Here is a 16217-nt window from a genome sequence, read left to right as displayed (position 1 = left end):
CTTTGTGACGGATTTTTCCACTCTGTTAGCAAGCGCACCGTGTTGCAAGGCAGCTACCCCAATACTGGAGACTGACTATCATGGAGGCCAGCATGAGCGACAATCTGAACCAATCGGCCGGCAATCTGCAGCGCGGCATCCAGCAGGAACAGGATGCGCGCGACGCCGCCAGACCCGCCAGCGAGGAAAGCAAGGACGCCGTGCAGACCGGCCAGCGCAGCCAGCCCGCCCCGCCCCTGCCCGCCCAGCACCTGGACAAACCGGGCAGTGAAGCGCGCATGCAATTGAAGCCGCGTTTTCTGGCGCCCGACTATTGCGGTAGCGGCAAGCTGGCCGGCATGGTCGCCATCATCACGGGCGGCGACTCGGGCATCGGCCGCGCCGTGGCCGTGCTGTTTGCGCGCGAAGGCGCCGACGTGGCCATCATCTATCTGAACGAACACGAAGACGCCAACGAAACCAGGCGCTACGTGGAAGCGGAAGGCCAGAGCTGCCTGTTGATCCCCGGCGACGTGCGCGAGCAGCGTTTCTGCCAGGAAGCCATCAGCCAGGTCATGGCCAAGTTCAACCATATCGATGTGCTGGTCAATAACGCCGCCTTCCAGGAGCATGCCGAGTCCCTGCTCGACCTGTCCGAAGAGCGTTTCGATCTCACCATGAAAACCAATGTCTACGGTTACTTCCATATGGCCAAGGCGGTGCTGCCGCATCTGAAAAAAGGCGCGTCGATTATCAACACGGGGTCGGTGACGGGCCTGAAAGGCTCGAAAAACCTGCTCGACTATTCCACCACCAAGGGCGCGATTCACGCGTTCACGATAGCGCTGGCCGGCAACCTGCTGGAAAAGGGCATCCGCGTCAACGCGATCGCGCCCGGCCCGGTCTGGACGCCCTTGAATCCGGCCGACAAGTCCGCCGATGAGATCACCAAATTCGGCCAGGACACCGACATGCACCGCCCGGCCCAGCCCGAGGAATTGTCGCCGGCCTATGTGTTCCTGGCCTCGCCCGCCTGCTCCAGCTACATCACCGGCATCGTGCTGCCCGTGACCGGCAGCGTGGGCGAATAGGAGAGCCCATGCAGCGAGCGTTGTGGAAGGGTGCGATCAGCTTCGGCCTCGTGCATATCCCCGTCGAGCTGATTTCGGGCAGCAAAGATCACGAACTCGACCTGTCCATGCTGGACCGGCGCGACTTTGCGCCGATCGGCTTCAAGCGCTACAACAAGCAGACGGGCAAGGAAGTCGCGTGGGACGACATTATCAAGGGCTATGAATACAAACCCGACGAATACGTGGTGCTGTCGGACGAAGACTTGAAACGCGCCAACGTCAAGGCCACCCAAACCATCGACATCCTGACCTTCGTCGATGCCGGTGACGTGCCGCTGACCTATTACGAGCACCCGTATTATTTGCTGCCCGGCAAGGGTGGCGAAAAAGTCTACGCCCTGCTGCGCGAAACCTTGCGCAAGTCGGGCAAGATCGGCATCGCCAACGTGGTGATCCGCACGCGCCAGCACCTGTGCGCGCTGGTGTGCATCGACAAGGCCATCGTGCTCAACACCTTGCGCTTCGCCGACGAGCTCCGGGAAATGGACGACCTCGACTTGCCTGGCAGCACGCTGAAGACGGCCGGCATTTCCGACAAGGAACTGAAGATGGCGCTGTCCCTGGTCGAAGGCATGAGCGAGCAATGGCAGCCCGAGCAATACCACGACACCTATCGCGACGACGTGCTGGCGCTGGTGAAGAAAAAAATCAAGGCCAGGCAGACCAGGACCATTACCGCACCGGAACCCGATGCCGTGGAAGAGGAAAAGCCGGACAATGTGATCGATCTGGTGACCTTGTTGCAGCAGAGCCTGGGGAAGAAAGCACCGGTCAAACCGGCCCGCAAGCCGGCGGCGAAACGCAAGGCAGCCTGATCGTTATTTCTGTGTTTCAAACCCCAGCTTTTTCATCGCCGCAGCTATCCCCTTCGCACTGCGCGCATAGCCGTCCCACGGCGTATTGCCCACGTCCAGCCGGCTGTGCACATTGGCCACCGTCCACTGATCGGCCGCCTTCAGCTTGTCGAGCTCCTCCCACGCCAGGGGCACGGAAATGCCGAGGCCAGGCCGCGTGCGCACCGACCAGGCCGCTACCGTGGTGGCGCCGCGGCCGTTGCGCAGGTAGTCGATAAAAATCTTGCCGACCCGGTTGGCCGGCCCGCTTTTGACGACAAAGCGTTGCGGAATCAGCTCGGCCATATGCGCGACGATGGCTTGCGAGAAGGCTTTGACGGTATCCCAGTCGTGTGTCGGCCGGATCGGCACCACCACATGCAAGCCCTTGCCACCACTGGTTTTCAGAAAGGCAGGCAAGCCCAGCTCGGTCAAAAAGGCGCGCAGCAGCACCGCCGACTCCTGGATCGCCGCCCAGCCCACGCCCTTGCCAGGGTCCAAGTCGAACACCATGCGGTTCGGCGTGTCGTAGGCGGTGTCCAGCGCGTTTTGCGTATGAAATTCCACCACGTTCCACTGCGCCGCCGACAGCAGGCCTTGCGCACTGGCCACTTCCAGCATCGGCGGATGGTCCGGGTCCAGTTTTTCAGCAAGCTGCTTTACGCCCGGCATTTTTGACACTTCCGCATGTTTCTGGAAAAACAGCTCGCCGCCGACGCCGGCAGGCGCGCGTACCAGCGACACGGGGCGGGCGCGCAGATGCACCAGCATCAGCTTGCCGACCAGCGCGTAGTAGCGCACCAGCTCGATCTTGGTGGCGCCGCTGTCCTTGTCGATCACGCGGTCCGGGTGGGTAATCTTCAGGCTGGCCGGCACGATGCTGGCGGAGGGCTTGTCGGCAGGCATGGAGCGCTCCTTGTTCGGTTTCACCGCTTGCGGCCGCTCGCGCACGATGATGGAGGCCGGCTTGTCCGTGCGCAGGCCGTGGAACACGGCATGGCGGACGGCGCCGGCGCTGGTCCACTGGGCAAAGCTGACCTCGGCCACCAGGGTGGGCTTGACCCAGATCGGCCGGCGCACGCCGCCTGCCTTGCCCGCATACGGGCTGGCATCGACCCGCAACGCATCAAGCTGGCGGCGCAAATCGCGCAAGGCGTCCTGGTCAAAGCCGCTACCCACATTGCCCGCGTAATGCAGCTTGCCGTCCTCGTCATGCGTGCCCAACAGCAAGGAACCGATGCCGCTGCGTGCACCCTGCGGCTCGGTAAAGCCGCCGATGACGAACTCCTGGCGCAGGCCACACTTGAGCTTGATCCATTCCTTCGAGCGGCGCGCCGTATAGCGCGAACCGCGCCGCTTGCCGATCACGCCCTCCAGGCCCAGCTTGCATGCCTGCGCCAGCAGTTTCGTCGGCGTCGCATCAAGTTCTTCGCTGAAACGCAGCAGTGGCGACTTTGGCAGTTGCTGCAGCAATTGCCGCAGCAATGCGCGGCGCGCTTCCACCGGCTGGCCGCGCAGGTCATGGCCATCGAAATACGGCACATCGAACAGGTAATAGACGATATCACTGGTGTTGTCCTTGTCGAACGCCTGCTGCAAGGCGCCGAAACTCGGTTGGCCATCCCTGCCATTGACGACGATCTCGCCGTCATACCAGCCTGGAGGCAAGCCCAGCTTTTCCAAAGCCTGATGCAGTCTGGACAGTTTATGAGTCCAGTCCTTGCCGTTGCGCGTGATGAGCGCGAGGTGTTTGCCATCGCTGCGGGCCATGATGCGGTAGCCGTCGAACTTGAGTTCAAAAATCCAGTCTTGGGCATCTGTCGGTGGCGCCTCGACCAGGGTCGCCAGTTGCGGCGTCAGGGTGGCCGGCAGCGTACTGGCGGGCGGCGCCTTGTGGGCCACAGCCTTCTTGCGCTTGGGCATGGGCTTGTTTTTCACGCTGTCGGGCAATTCATCGACCACCGAGTATTCGAGCGCAGGCCGCGTATAGTCGTCCTTTTCCTTGATCAACAGCCAGGCCGGCTGCTTTTCGCCCTTGCCCTTCATGCGCACCAGCACCCAGTTGCCGTGCATCTTGTGGCCGTGCAAGGTAAATTTCAGGTTGCCGTCCGCCAGCGCCTGGCGCGCATCGGGCGTGGCCGGCTGCGGCTGCCAGGTGCCCTTGTCCCAGATTATGACCTTGCCGGCGCCATATTGTTTTTCCGGGATGGTGCCTTCGAAGCTGGCATACGCGATCGGGTGGTCCTCGACCTGCACCGCCATGCGCTTGTCGCGGCTGTCATAGCTTGGTCCTTTCGGCACGGCCCAGCTTTTCATGGTGCCATCAAGTTCCAGCCGGAAATCGTAGTGCAGGCGGCTGGCCCAGTGTTTCTGGATCACAAAGCTCAATTGCCCGCCTTGCGCCTCGTCGCCACCGGCGGGCTCGGGCGTGATGGCGAAGTTGCGCTTGGCTTGATAGGTGTTCAGGGCGTCTTTCATGGCGGACCCATGCTGTGGCGATGCCCCAGTCTAGGCCGGGCGAAGGCCGGGCGCGGTACGCCAGCTAACAAAACCCGCAGCACCACCGCCAGTTGTAAGTGTTTGTAATTGGCTGTCAACCGAGTTGCCGCCGAGCGCGTTTTTGGCTCAGTGACAGGGGAAACATCTTCTGCACATCACCCACTCCTTGAGGAACTGCACCATGAAAAAAGTTATTGCTACCATCATCGCTGGCTTGTTCGCTACCGCAGCCTTTGCCCAGACCCCAGCCGCTCCAGCAGCAGCCAAGGCCGAAGCCAAGCAAACCAAGGAAGTGACGAAAGCCGAAGCCAAGGAAACCAAGGCAGTGGTCAAGGCCGATGCCAAGGAAGCTTCCAAGGTTGCCGACGCCAAGGCTGATGTTGCCAGCGCCAAGGCCGATGCCGGCGCCACCAAGGCCAAAGCCCATCACAAGGCCAAGAAAGCCAAGGCCAAGGCTGCAGAAGAAAAAGCTTCCGCCATGGCCGAAGCGCCTGCCGCCAAATAATCGTCCTGCGTTTCCCGCACACGAAAAGACAGCCGAGGCTGTCTTTTCGCCTATGTGCGCCATATTTGTATGCTACATCTGCCGGAACTGCCTGCTGTACACCTCGCTGACAGGCAAGCTGCCGCGTCCCTCCTTGAGGTACAACAGCATCGCAGAGCCATCCCGGTCGATGCGCTCGACCGCATGCAGGTTGACGATGCTGCTGCGATGCACCTGCGCAAACTGCGCCGCATCGAGTTGCGCCAGCAGCTCTTTCAAGCTCAGCCTTATCAAGCCCTCGCCATTCCTGCCCACCACCCGCGTATATTTTCCATCGGCCTGAAAATAATCGATCTCGTCGACCAGCATCAGGCGCACCGTGTTGCCAGTCGACGCCTTGATCCATTTCAGGCTGGCCGGCGGCGGCGCCAGTACCTGCCGCAGCAAGTCGGCCGGCGGCCGCGCAGCCGATGGCCCGCGTTCCTGCAAGCGCCGGATCGTCCGCAGCAGCCGGCCGGTGGCCAGCGGCTTGAGCAGGTAGTCGATGGCGCCCGCATCAAACGCCGCCAGCGCATGCTGCGCATGGGCCGTGACGAACACCAGCTGGCAGTGTCCGGGCAGATGGGGCGCAAGCTCCAGGCCGTTCAAGCCCGGCATCTGGATGTCGAGAAAAATGATATCGGGCTGCTGCGCGGCGATCAGCGCCAGGGCGCAGACACCATCGGCCGCTTCGCCCACCAGTTGCAGCTGCGGCCATAGCAACTGCAACTGGTCGCGCAATTCGGCACGCAGCAGCGGTTCGTCTTCGACGATCACGGCGCGCGCCATCATGCGCCCGCCCGTGCTGCTGGCATGGCCAATGGCAGGTGCAGACAAGCGCTGACGCCGCCCGCCTCGCCCTCCGCCACCGCCAGGCTGGCTGCGCCGCCATACAGCAAGGCCAGCCTTGTGTGGATATTCGACAGCCCCAGGCCCGCGCCTTGCGCCGCGCTGCCGCCAAAACCGGCGCCGTCGTCCTGCACGCGCAGCGCCAGCATGCCCTCTTCCAGACACGCCTCGATGCGCACCGTGCCCGGATGCGGCCAGCCTTCTAGGCCATGCTTGACGGCGTTTTCAAGCAGCGAGATCAGCATGGCCGGCGGCATTGGCAGCGCCCGCACGGTGTCGCTGGCCTCGATGGCAAAGCGCAGGCGCTTGCCCATGCGGATCTGCATGATGGACAAGTAGGCCTGCGCCAGGTCGAGTTCGCGCCCCACCGTCGACGATACGGCGCGCAAGTCCGGCAAGGCGCTATGCAGATAGTCGGTCAGGTGATCGAGCATGGTCAGCGCGGCAGCGGGTTCGGTGCGCATCAGATACTTCAGGTTGGCCAGCGTGTTGAACAGAAAATGCGGCTCGACCTGCGCCTGCAGCGCCAACAGCTTCGCCTGCAGCGCGGCGCGCTCGGCCGCCTGCCCCCGCGCCCTGGCATAGAGCGCCTCCCTGCGCCGCGCCAGGCCCGCTTGCAACTGCGCCGTGACCGCTTCCACCGCGCGCAGGGCGCCACCCTTTTGCATCGCCAGGAAGTCGCCGCTGACGATGCGACGCACGCGTATCCGTACGCCATGGACGCCCTCTCCCGGTGCCACGAACAGGCGCACTTCGGTCGCGCCGAACAGGCGGAACGGCCGCGCGCGCCCCAGCAAGATGATACGGTCGAAAGGATCATGGGCAAACGCGGGTGGCCCCGCCAGCCCCAGCGCCTGGCCGGTGGCCAGCCCCGACAAGGCTTCGGCGCACAGGTCAAAAGTGGTAAAGATATCGAAGGGCGACGTCAACTCGCGCGTGACCCTCGCCGAGATCAGCTCCTCGGTCAACACGACGCCCTCGTCGGCAAAGGCGCGCAGCTGCTGGCGCACCATGCCGTTGACGCCCAGCAGCGGCGCCAGCAGCCCGGGCAGCACTGGCAAGGTCAGTTGCCACCAGTGCCGACCGTCGCCGATGGGCGGGTACCGTATCAGCATCACCATGCCAGCGGCCACGATCGCCATCGGCAGCAGGCACAGGCCGCCGCAAAAACGCAGCAGTGTCTGCTTCAGATACAGGCGCACCAGGCGCGGATCGTTTGCAACGGGGTCTGGCAAGGGAGCGAAGGAAGCGTGCATGGCGGGGCTGGTCATGGCTGGAACGCTTATTCTAGCGCGCTGCACAGGGTATCAGGCGACGATGCGACCAGCGCGGGCCAATTGGACATGAGTGCGGCGATAACGGGCATCAGCGTCACGTCAAGGCTCGCGAAGAGGGCAAATAAATGGCAATTGCCTTGCACTGCGCAGCATACTATAATTGCGAATTATTATCATTATCATTCAAGTTTCAGGAGCCGTTTCCGTGCCAGCCCGCCCTCTTCCATCCCACCCTCGCACACTGCCGCTGCGCCCCCTGGCCCTGGCCATCTCGCTGGCCCTAGGAGCCGGCCTGGCCCAGGCCGGCGATGCTCCGGCAGCGGCCGACGACAACACCATGCCGACCATCACCGTCACCGGCGCCCATGAAGATTCCTACACGGCACGCAAGAGTGACTCGGCCAGCAAGCTCAATCTGTCGCTGCGCGAAACGCCGCAATCGGTGTCGGTCGTCACGCGGGCGCAGATGGATGACTTCCGGCTAGACAATGTCAACAAGGTGCTGGCGCAAACCACGGGCGTGACGGTGGAGTCGGTGGAAACGGACCGCACCTACTACACGGCGCGCGGCTACGACATCACCAACTTCCAGTACGACGGCGTAGGCGTCCCCTTCATCTTCGGCAATGTGATGGGCGACCTCGATACCGCCATCTACGACCGCGTCGACGTGGTGCGCGGCGCCAATGGCCTGATTTCCTCTACCGGCAATCCTTCGGCCACCATCAACTTCGTGCGCAAGCGCCCCGTCGAGGGCCTGGCCGCGTCGGCGGCGCTCACCGCCGGTTCGTGGAACAGCCGCCGCCTCGACGCCGACGTGTCAACCCCCTTGAGCGCCGACGGCAAGGTGGCGGCTCGTTTCGTCGCCGCGCACCAGCAAGGCGATTCCTATCTGGACCGCTACTCGCCATCAAAAGACATCGCCTATGCGGTGGTGGCAGCCAGGCTGACGAACGACACCACCCTCACGCTTGGCCACACGTACCAGAAAACCAGGGCCAGGGGCGGCATGTGGGGCGCGCTGCCGATGTATTACACGGACGGCACGCAGACCAATTACCCGATTTCGACCTCCACCTCGGCCGACTGGTCGCGCTGGAACACACAAACGAACAGCACGTTCGCCGAACTGGCATACCGCTTCAACGCCGACTGGAGCATGAAGTCGACCCTCACCTACACCAGGGCCAACTCGGATTCGCAGCTGTTCTATGTGTACGGTACGCCGGACCGCGCCACCGGCGACGGGCTTTTCAGCTACCCGTCCAGATACAATTCGAGCAATGAACAAAGCCTGGCCGACATGTCGGCCACCGGCAAATTCGCCCTGGGCGGCCGCCAGCACGACCTGACCTTCGGCGCCAGCTGGTCCAAGTCGCGCCTGCATGACGTGTCCTGGTATGGCCAGGGCATCGGCACGGCGTTGCCGAACGGCAGCGCCTTCGACGGCTCCTACCCGCTGCCCGCCTTCGACGCCTCGACCGACGGCAGCGCCTACAGCGACAGGCGCAAGAACGCCTTTGTCGCCGCCCGATTCAACCTGGCCGACAACACCAGGCTGCTGGCCGGCGTCAATCGCGCCAGGGTCGACGGCACGGGTGCGTCCTATGGCGTCGCCAAGTCCAAGTCGCAAAGCGACACCACGCCATATGTCGGCCTGGTGGTCGAGCTCAACGGCCATGTGTCGGCCTACGGCAGCTACACGGAAATTTTCAATCCGCAAAGCGACACCGACGCCAACGGCCAGACACTGGACGCGGCCACCGGCAAGAGCATGGAACTGGGCGTGAAAGGCGAACTGTTCGACGGCCGCCTGAATCTGTCGGGCGCCGTCTTCAAGAGTCGCCAGCAGAACCTGGCCGAAGCGGCCGGCACCACCGCCACCTTCAAGACCGTCTACAAGGGCGTCGATTCGGAATCGAAAGGTATTGAACTGGAGGCGTCGGGCGAACTGGCCAGGGGCTGGCAGGTCAACGCCGGCTATGCGCAGCTGCGCATCACGGGCAACGACGGCGGCGACGCGCGCACCTTTATTCCGCGCAAACAGTTCCATGCGTCGACCACCTGGCGGGTAGCGGCCGTACCGAAGCTGAAGGTGGGCGCCAGCCTGACCTGGCAGGACGCTATCGACCTGAAGGTCGCAGACGCGGTCACGCTGCGCCAGGGCGCGTATGCGCAACTGGGCCTGATGGCCGACTACGAGCTGACGAACAACGTCAGCCTGGCGCTGAACCTGAACAATGTGACGGACAAGAAGCACCTGACCAGCCTGTACTGGACCCAGTCGCTGTACGCGGCCGGTCGCAATGGCAGCGCCACCCTGAGCTGGAAGTACTAGGCCATGCGCTTGCGTACACCGCTGGTACTGCTGCACCGCTGGTTCGGGCTGGCGCTGGCGCTGTTCCTGTTTATCTCCGGGCTGACGGGTGCCGTGATTTCGTGGGACCACGAACTCGATGCCTGGCTCAATCCGCAACTGTTCCAGGCGGCCAGCGGCAAGCACCGCGCGGGGACAAAAAACGGCCTGCAGCTGGCGCGCCAGGTCGAGGCGAACGATGCGCGCCTGCGCGTCAATTACACGCTCACCGCACTCGAACCAGGCCATGCGGCGCTGATGTCAGTCGAAGGCCGGCTGGACCCGGCCAGCGGCAAGCCATATGCCCTGGGCTTCAACCAGCTGGCCGTCGATCCCGTCACCGGCAAGCTGCAAGGCACGCGCCAGTGGGGCGAAGTATCGCTGGCGCGCGAAAACCTGCTGCCGTTTTTATACAAGCTCCATTACACCATGCATATCCCCGATGCCCGGGGCATCGAGCTGGGCGTCTGGTTCATGGGGATGATCGGCATCGTGTGGTTTGTCGACTGTTTCATTGCGCTGTACCTGTCTTTTCCAAATCTGCGCAGCTGGCGCAAGTCGCTGGCCTTCCGTTGGCGGGAAAAAGGCCACCGGCTGAACTTCGACCTGCACCGCTCGGGCGGCGTGTGGGTCTGGCTGCTGCTGCTGATACTGGCCGTGACATCCATCTCGATGAATCTGCCGACGCAAGTCATGCGGCCACTGGTGGCAAAATTTTCTACCTTGAGTCCGAACGCGTTTGACAGCCGTACGCCGCAGCCGCCGGAAAAACCGGTCGAACCGCTGCTCACGCGCGAGCAGGTGGTGGCGCTGGCCAAAACCGAGGCGACCAGACGGGGCTGGACCCTGCCGGCCGGCGGCGTATTTTATTCGTCCGGCTATGGCCTGTATGGCGTGGGCTTCTTTGAAGCGGACAATGACCACGGCGACGGCGGCCTGGGCAATGCGTGGCTGTATTTCGACGGCCGCGACGGCAGCCCCGCCGGCGGCGTGATTCCCGGTACCGGCAGTGCCGGTGACATCTTCCTGCAATCGCAGTTCCCGCTGCACTCGGGCCGCATCATCGGCCTGCCGGGGCGCATCCTGATTTCCGCCATGGGGCTGATGGTGGCCATGCTGAGCGCGACGGGCCTGATCATCTGGCTGCGCAAGCGCCGCGCGCGCCTGGTAAAAACGATCCAGTTGTAAGCGTTTGTAATGCTCGTCAACGGCCAGGCGCCGGGCCGCGTTTTTCTCCTCAGTGACACGGGAATCATCCCGGCACCAAAGACAAACCACCACTGAGGACTGCACCATGAAAAAAGTAATTGCTACCCTGATCGCCGGCCTGTTCGCTACCGCAGCTTTTGCCCAGACTCCAGCCGCCTCAGTACCCGCCAAGGCGCAAGCCAAAGTTGAAGCGGCCCACACCAACGCCGTCGTCAAGGCCGATACCAAGGAAACCGCCGCCGTCGTGAAAGCCGATGCGAAAGAGACCAAGGCCGAAATGGGCGCCAAGACCGATGTGGCAAATGCCAAGGCCGATGCCGCCACCACCAAGGCCAAGGCACATCACAAGGCCAAGAAAGCCAAGGCCAAGGCCGATGAAAAACTGGCCTCGGCCACTGCCGAAGCGGCACCGGCCAAGTAATCACCAGCAACGCACTACCGTACCGACATCGAATCTTACATACTGAGGAACTGACATGAAAAACACCATCGCCGCCCTGATCGCTACCGTCTTCGCCACCGCCGCTTTTGCCCAGACGCCTGCTGCACCAGCACCTGCGCCAGCACCTGCCAAAGCCGAAGCGACCCATACCAAGGAAGTGGCCAAGGCCCAGGCCAAGGAAACCAAGGCCGTCGTGAAAGCCGACGCGAAAGAAGCGGTCGTCGCCGCCGATGCCAAAGCCGATGTCGCCGGCGCCAAGGCCGACGCCAAGGTCAAGAAAGCCAAGGCCCATCACAAGGCCAACAAGGCCAAGGCAAAAGCTGACGAAAAAGCAGTGGAAGCCGCGCCAGCAGCGCCAGCCGCCGCAAAATAATCAGCTGGCGCATCACATCAAAAGACAGCTCAGGCTGTCTTTTTTGCGTTTGAAGGACACCATTGCGCCATTCAGTCCAACTTTGCTGCGCAAGTACGCGCAAATACACGACACTGTGCGACCTAACCTTGCAACGAAAGATTGCCATGCACCGCTTGCCCGCCTGCCTGTTATTGATTACCGCCGTTTACAGTCCTTGCGCCCTTGCCGCCACGCTGGAACAGGTGCTGCAGCAGCAGGATGCCGACGGCCACGGCGACCTGCGCGCCGTGGTGGTGCTGCGCGATGGCGCGGTGGTAGCGCAGCGGTATTACAACGGCCAGGTGCAAGACGGCCTGCACGACATGCGCTCGGCCGGCAAGAGCGTTACGGCGCTGCTGGTGGGCGCGGCGGTGGCGCAGGGCAAACTGGCGGTCAACGGGACGGTCGGCCGGTACTGGCCTGAGGTGGCCGGCAGCCCTGCCGGCAACGCGGTGCTGGACGACCTGCTGACGATGCGCTCGGGCCTGGCCGCATTTGACGAAGATGCGGCCTCGCCGGGCAATGAAGACAAGTTGGACGAAGCGCTTGATCCAACAGCGTTCGTGCGCGGCGTGCCGGCCGCCGGTCCGGCGGGCACGCTGTACCGCTACAACTCGCTGGGCGCGTATATCGCGGGGCGCGTGGTGGAGCGCGCCAGCGGCGTCGATCTGGACACCTTTGCCGGCAGCGCGCTGTTTGCGCCGCTGGGCATCACGCGCTGGCAGTGGGGCCGCGACGTGGCAGGCCACGCCAAGGGACAGGGCAACCTGTCCTTGCGCGCGCGCGACATGGCGGCCATCGGGCAACTGGTGCTCGACCAGGGCATGGCCGGCGGACGGCGTGTGATCGCGGCCAGCTGGCTCGAGGCGGCGCTGGCGCCGCGCGTGGCAATCGGCGAGGTGGACCGTTATGCCGATCACTATGGCTATTTCTGGTACGGCAAAAGCTACCAGCTTGGCGCTGAAACCATCACGGTGTCTTTTGCCTCCGGCAATGGCGGCAACAAGATCTACGTGATTCCCGCGCGCCGCATGGTGGTGGCGGTGGCGTCGCGCGCTTACGGCAAGCCGTATGGCCAGCGGCGCTCGGAAGATATCCTGAAAGCGCTGCTGGCGGCGGAGTAAAAACAGCTCACAGCAGCGTCAACGGGCCTGCTTGCATGACGCCGGGAATTTGCTGGGCGCCCTTGTCACGCCAGCAGCGGCACGGGCAGCGGTTTGCGCGCTGGGGCGACGGTTGCCGACCGGGCCGCACCGCTCACCTTGAAAACACCGACCAGCTCAGCCAGTTGCGCCGCCTGCGACTGCATCGATTGCGACGCCGCTGCGGCCTCTTCCACCAGCGCCGCGTTTTGCTGCGTCACGTCATCCATTTCGGTGACCGCCTGGTTGATTTGCGAGATGCCCGCCTCCTGCTCGGCAATGGCGGCACTGATCGCCGTCATCAGTTCGCTGACGCTGCGCACGTTGCCGACGATCTGCTCCATCGTATCGCCGGCAACCACCACCAGCCTGCTGCCGAGCGCAACCTTCTCGACCGAGTCGCCGATCAGCTCCTTGATTTCCCTGGCAGCGGTGGCGGAGCGATGCGCCAGATTGCGCACCTCGGTGGCGACGACGGCAAAGCCGCGCCCCTGCTCGCCGGCGCGCGCCGCTTCGACGGCCGCATTCAGCGCCAGGATATTGGTCTGGAAAGCGATACCATCGATGACACCGATAATGTCGGCGATTTTTTTCGCCGAATCGTCAATGGCACCCATGGTGGTGACGACTTCGGCCACCACCGTGCTGCCCTTGACGGCGACATTGGCGGCGTTGACCGACATTTCCATCGCCTGGCGCGCATGGTCCGCATTTTGTTTGACGGTCGAGGTCAGTTCCTCCATCGAGGAGGCGGTTTCTTCCAGGGAGCTGGCCTGCTGCTCGGTGCGCGCCGACAGGTCCAGGTTGCCGCTGGCGATCTGCTGGCTGGACGAGGCGATGCCCTGCGTGCCATTGCGCACCTCGTCGATGATATCGTGCAGCTTTTTGATAAAGCCATTGAGCGAGGCGGCGATCTCGCCGAATTCGGCGCTCAGCGACGGCAGGCGATAGGTCAGGTCGCCTTCACCGCAGCGCAGATCCTCGGTCGCGGCCAGGATCGCGCGCAAGGGCAGCAACACCATGCGCGCCAACAACAACGACAGCGCCACCGACAACGCCACCGACAGCATGCCGCCACCGACCAGCGTCCAGCGGGTGCTCTCCTGCAGCGTGGCGGCATCCCTGGCGCGCGCTACCAGCAAGGTCTGCTCGGCGCCGCTCATGGCCGTCAGGTTGGTGCGCATCTGGTCCATCAGCGTCTTGCCTTTGGCCGCTTGCTCGAAGGCGACCACTTGCTCCATCTGCGCGCTGCCCGCAGTGACTGCCGCACGCAAGGCCAGCAGGGGTTCGGCAGCGGTGGCGTGCCAGCGCTCCTGCATCTCCTGCAAGGCCTGAACACGCTGCTGCTGCTGCGTATTATCGGCGGTCAGTGACTGTACTTTTGCGGCGGCGGTCTTGAACTGAGCGGCGCCATCCTTGTACGGCGCGAGTGAATCGGGATTCCCGCTCAGCGCATAGCCGCGCGCGCCGGTTTCCATATTGATCAGCCCCTGTTCAATCTGCTCGACAGACTGCAACACCTGGTAGGTATGCTCGTTCCATTGATTGGCCTGGTTCAATTTGGAGAAATTCAGATACGCCACTGTCAACAGCGTGATCAGAATGGCGGCGATCAGCAGAAAGCCAATGTAGAGGCGCTTGGCTACGCCCATCTTGTTGAAGACAGATTGCATGCTTTTTCCGATTCAAAGTAGGTTCTGCTGCGGTTATTTTGGTTTTTAACAGCGAGGCTTGGGCCGAGAATGTATTGCATGCATCGCAGCGGGTGACGCCGCATGCGATCAGAGCGCCTCACGTGGCGGGGATCAGGCCGAGTGGGACATCGCGCAACATTTGATCGTCGCGCGTAGTGGCGCTATCGAGGTTCAAGCCGATTGCTGCATTGATGTCATGGTGACAAACAATCATAACAAAACAACATTTTTTTGACAATCATCAGATCGTGATTCTTGTACAGGGAATTGATTAGTAGCATTTTCGCTACATAACACTGCGCTTGGATTGCAGCAGCACCTGCGCGGCCACCACGCACGGATGCACTTCATTAAAAAAAACGGCGCATTGCGATGCAATGCGCCGTTTCCGGAAAAAACGCCCTTGCCGGGGCCGGGATCAGCTGGTCATCAGTTCGCCGCCACCTGCGGCGGCGGCTCGCCCCAGCCGCCGCCCAGGGAGCGGATCAGCGCCACGGTGGTGACGGCGCGGTTGCCGCGCAGTTGCACGGCGCTGCGTTCGATGGCCGACAGGTTGCGCTGCGCGTCTAGCAGGTCCAGGTAGCTGGAACGGCCGGCGTCATAGAGTTTCTGCGCCAGGTCGGCCGAGCGGCGCGCCGAGACCACCGCTTCGTCGATCTGCCGCGTCTGGCCCGACAAAATGCGCAGGCCAGCGAGGTTGTCCTCGACTTCGGCAAATGCCACCAGCACGCTCTGGCGGTAGGTCCCCACCGATTCTTCCAGTTGCGCTTCGCTGCGCGTCACCGCCGCCTTGTTGCGCCCGCCATCGATGATCGGCATCGACATCAAGGCGCCCAGCAGCCAGGAGCGGCTGCTCCACTTGAAGATGTCCGAGAACGTATCGGCCGCGCCGCCACCCGAGGCGTTCAGCATCAGGGCCGGGAACATGGCCGATTTGGCCACGCCGATGCGGGCATTGGCCGCTTCCATGGCACGCTGGGCCGAGGCGATATCGGGCCGGCGTTCCAGCAAAGTTGACGGCATGCCGGCAGGGATCGCCGGCAGGAAGGCGCTGTCCTGCAGCGGATTGGCGGCAGCCGTGAAGCTGGCCGCCGGCTTGCCCAGCAGGACCGCCAGCGCATGCTCGCCGGTGGCGCGCTGGCGCTGCAGGCCGATCGCTTCGGCGCGCGCGGTGGACAGCTCGGTGCGCGCCCGCGACAGGTCGAATTCGCCGATATCGCCCAGGTCATAGCGGCGCTGGTTCACATGCACGCTTTCTTCGCGCAGGCGCACTGTCTCGTCCAGAGTCGCCAGTTCGGCATCCAGGGCGCGCAGCTGGAAGTAGGTCTGCGCCACGTCGGCCTGCAAGGACAGCAGCACCGAGCGGTAGGTCGCCTCGACCGCCAGCGCATCGCTGCGCGAGGCGCTGACATTGGCCGCCACGCGGCCGAACAGGTCGACCTCATAGCTGGCCGTCAGGTTGGCCTGGTAGACATTGGTGGCTGCCACCGGCGTACCGTTGGGCAGGCCCAGCGACAGATTCGATGCGCGGCTGCGCTGGCCGCCCACATTGACGCCCACCTGCGGGATGCGGTCCGCTTCGGCGATGCCGGCGATCGCCCTGGCCTGCCTGACGCGGGCGGCCGCCACGGCCAGGTTGGCGTTCGCTTGCGTGGCTTGCGCAATCAGGTCGGTCAGGGTGCTGTCGTTAAACGCCAGCCACCATTCGCCGCGCGCCTGGCGCTCGGCGTAATTGACTTGCGCCTGGGTCCAGCGACTGCCGTCAAGCGCCGTCTGTACCGCCGGAACCTGCGACTCCTTGAAGGCGGCCGGGGTGGCGATCTGCGGCTGCTGGAAGTCGGGCGCGGCACAGGCTGCCAGCAGAATGGCGGCGGCCATCGCGCCGAG

Annotated in this window: 13 protein-coding genes; 8 read left to right on the top strand and 5 right to left on the bottom strand. The window is 63.5% G+C overall.

Going from position 1 to position 16217, the window contains the following annotated elements; all coding sequences use genetic code 11:
- Positions 1–92 precede the first annotated feature (92 nt).
- Complete coding sequence (locus tag CD932_RS21935; protein ID WP_094445321.1) at positions 93–1070, top strand: SDR family oxidoreductase; 978 nt, start codon at positions 93–95, stop codon at positions 1068–1070.
- Positions 1071–1078: 8 nt separating this feature from the next.
- Positions 1079–1927 (top strand): Ku protein, encoded by an 849-nt coding sequence (locus CD932_RS21930; protein ID WP_094444902.1) that lies wholly within the window; start codon positions 1079–1081, stop codon positions 1925–1927.
- A 3-nt stretch (positions 1928–1930) separates the two neighbouring features.
- On the opposite strand, the gene ligD is transcribed toward CD932_RS21930, so the two are convergent.
- A complete protein-coding gene (gene ligD, locus CD932_RS21925; protein ID WP_094444901.1) occupies positions 1931–4423 on the bottom strand; it encodes a DNA ligase D in 2493 nt (830 codons plus the stop codon).
- 202 nt (positions 4424–4625) lie between these two features.
- Between ligD and CD932_RS21920 the strand changes: the two genes are divergently transcribed.
- Entirely contained in the window at positions 4626–4949 is a 324-nt protein-coding gene (locus CD932_RS21920) for a hypothetical protein (protein ID WP_094444900.1), read from the top strand.
- Positions 4950–5021: 72 nt separating this feature from the next.
- Here CD932_RS21920 and CD932_RS21915 read toward each other — a convergent pair whose 3' ends face one another.
- Positions 5022–5804, bottom strand: a complete 783-nt coding sequence (locus CD932_RS21915; RefSeq protein WP_254926710.1) for a LytTR family DNA-binding domain-containing protein — start codon at positions 5802–5804, stop codon at positions 5022–5024.
- Positions 5756–7087, bottom strand: coding sequence for a sensor histidine kinase (locus tag CD932_RS21910; protein WP_094444899.1), 1332 nt, complete (start codon positions 7085–7087; stop codon positions 5756–5758). The genes CD932_RS21915 and CD932_RS21910 overlap by 49 nt, the downstream gene beginning before the upstream one ends.
- 211 nt (positions 7088–7298) lie before the next feature.
- Here CD932_RS21910 and CD932_RS21905 point away from each other — a divergent pair, with 211 nt between their 5' ends.
- The 5 genes from CD932_RS21905 to CD932_RS21885 all read left to right on the top strand — a co-directional run bounded on the left by CD932_RS21905 (position 7299) and on the right by CD932_RS21885 (position 12618).
- Complete coding sequence (locus tag CD932_RS21905; RefSeq protein WP_254926709.1) at positions 7299–9431, top strand: TonB-dependent siderophore receptor; 2133 nt, start codon at positions 7299–7301, stop codon at positions 9429–9431.
- Positions 9432–9440: 9 nt separating this feature from the next.
- A complete protein-coding gene (locus CD932_RS21900) occupies positions 9441–10637 on the top strand; it encodes a PepSY domain-containing protein (RefSeq protein WP_094445319.1) in 1197 nt (398 codons plus the stop codon).
- Between the two features lie 106 nt (positions 10638–10743).
- On the top strand, positions 10744–11079 hold the full coding sequence (locus tag CD932_RS21895) for a hypothetical protein (protein WP_094444897.1): 336 nt from the start codon (positions 10744–10746) through the stop codon (positions 11077–11079).
- Positions 11080–11134: 55 nt separating this feature from the next.
- Positions 11135–11473, top strand: coding sequence for a hypothetical protein (locus CD932_RS21890; RefSeq protein WP_094444896.1), 339 nt, complete (start codon positions 11135–11137; stop codon positions 11471–11473).
- Between the two features lie 146 nt (positions 11474–11619).
- Positions 11620–12618, top strand: coding sequence for a serine hydrolase (locus tag CD932_RS21885; RefSeq protein ID WP_094444895.1), 999 nt, complete (start codon positions 11620–11622; stop codon positions 12616–12618).
- 65 nt (positions 12619–12683) lie between these two features.
- Here the strand turns inward: CD932_RS21885 and CD932_RS29695 are convergent, their stop codons facing one another.
- Positions 12684–14309, bottom strand: coding sequence for a methyl-accepting chemotaxis protein (locus CD932_RS29695; RefSeq protein ID WP_217907342.1), 1626 nt, complete (start codon positions 14307–14309; stop codon positions 12684–12686).
- A 450-nt stretch (positions 14310–14759) separates the two neighbouring features.
- Positions 14760–16208, bottom strand: a complete 1449-nt coding sequence (locus CD932_RS21875; RefSeq protein ID WP_094445317.1) for an efflux transporter outer membrane subunit — start codon at positions 16206–16208, stop codon at positions 14760–14762.
- Positions 16209–16217 lie beyond the last annotated feature (9 nt).

Source organism: Janthinobacterium sp. PC23-8 (assembly GCF_002250505.1).
Lineage (GTDB): Bacteria > Pseudomonadota > Gammaproteobacteria > Burkholderiales > Burkholderiaceae_D > Janthinobacterium.
Note: the sequence above shows the minus strand (reverse complement) of the source record. Positions and strands in the feature narration are given on the sequence as shown.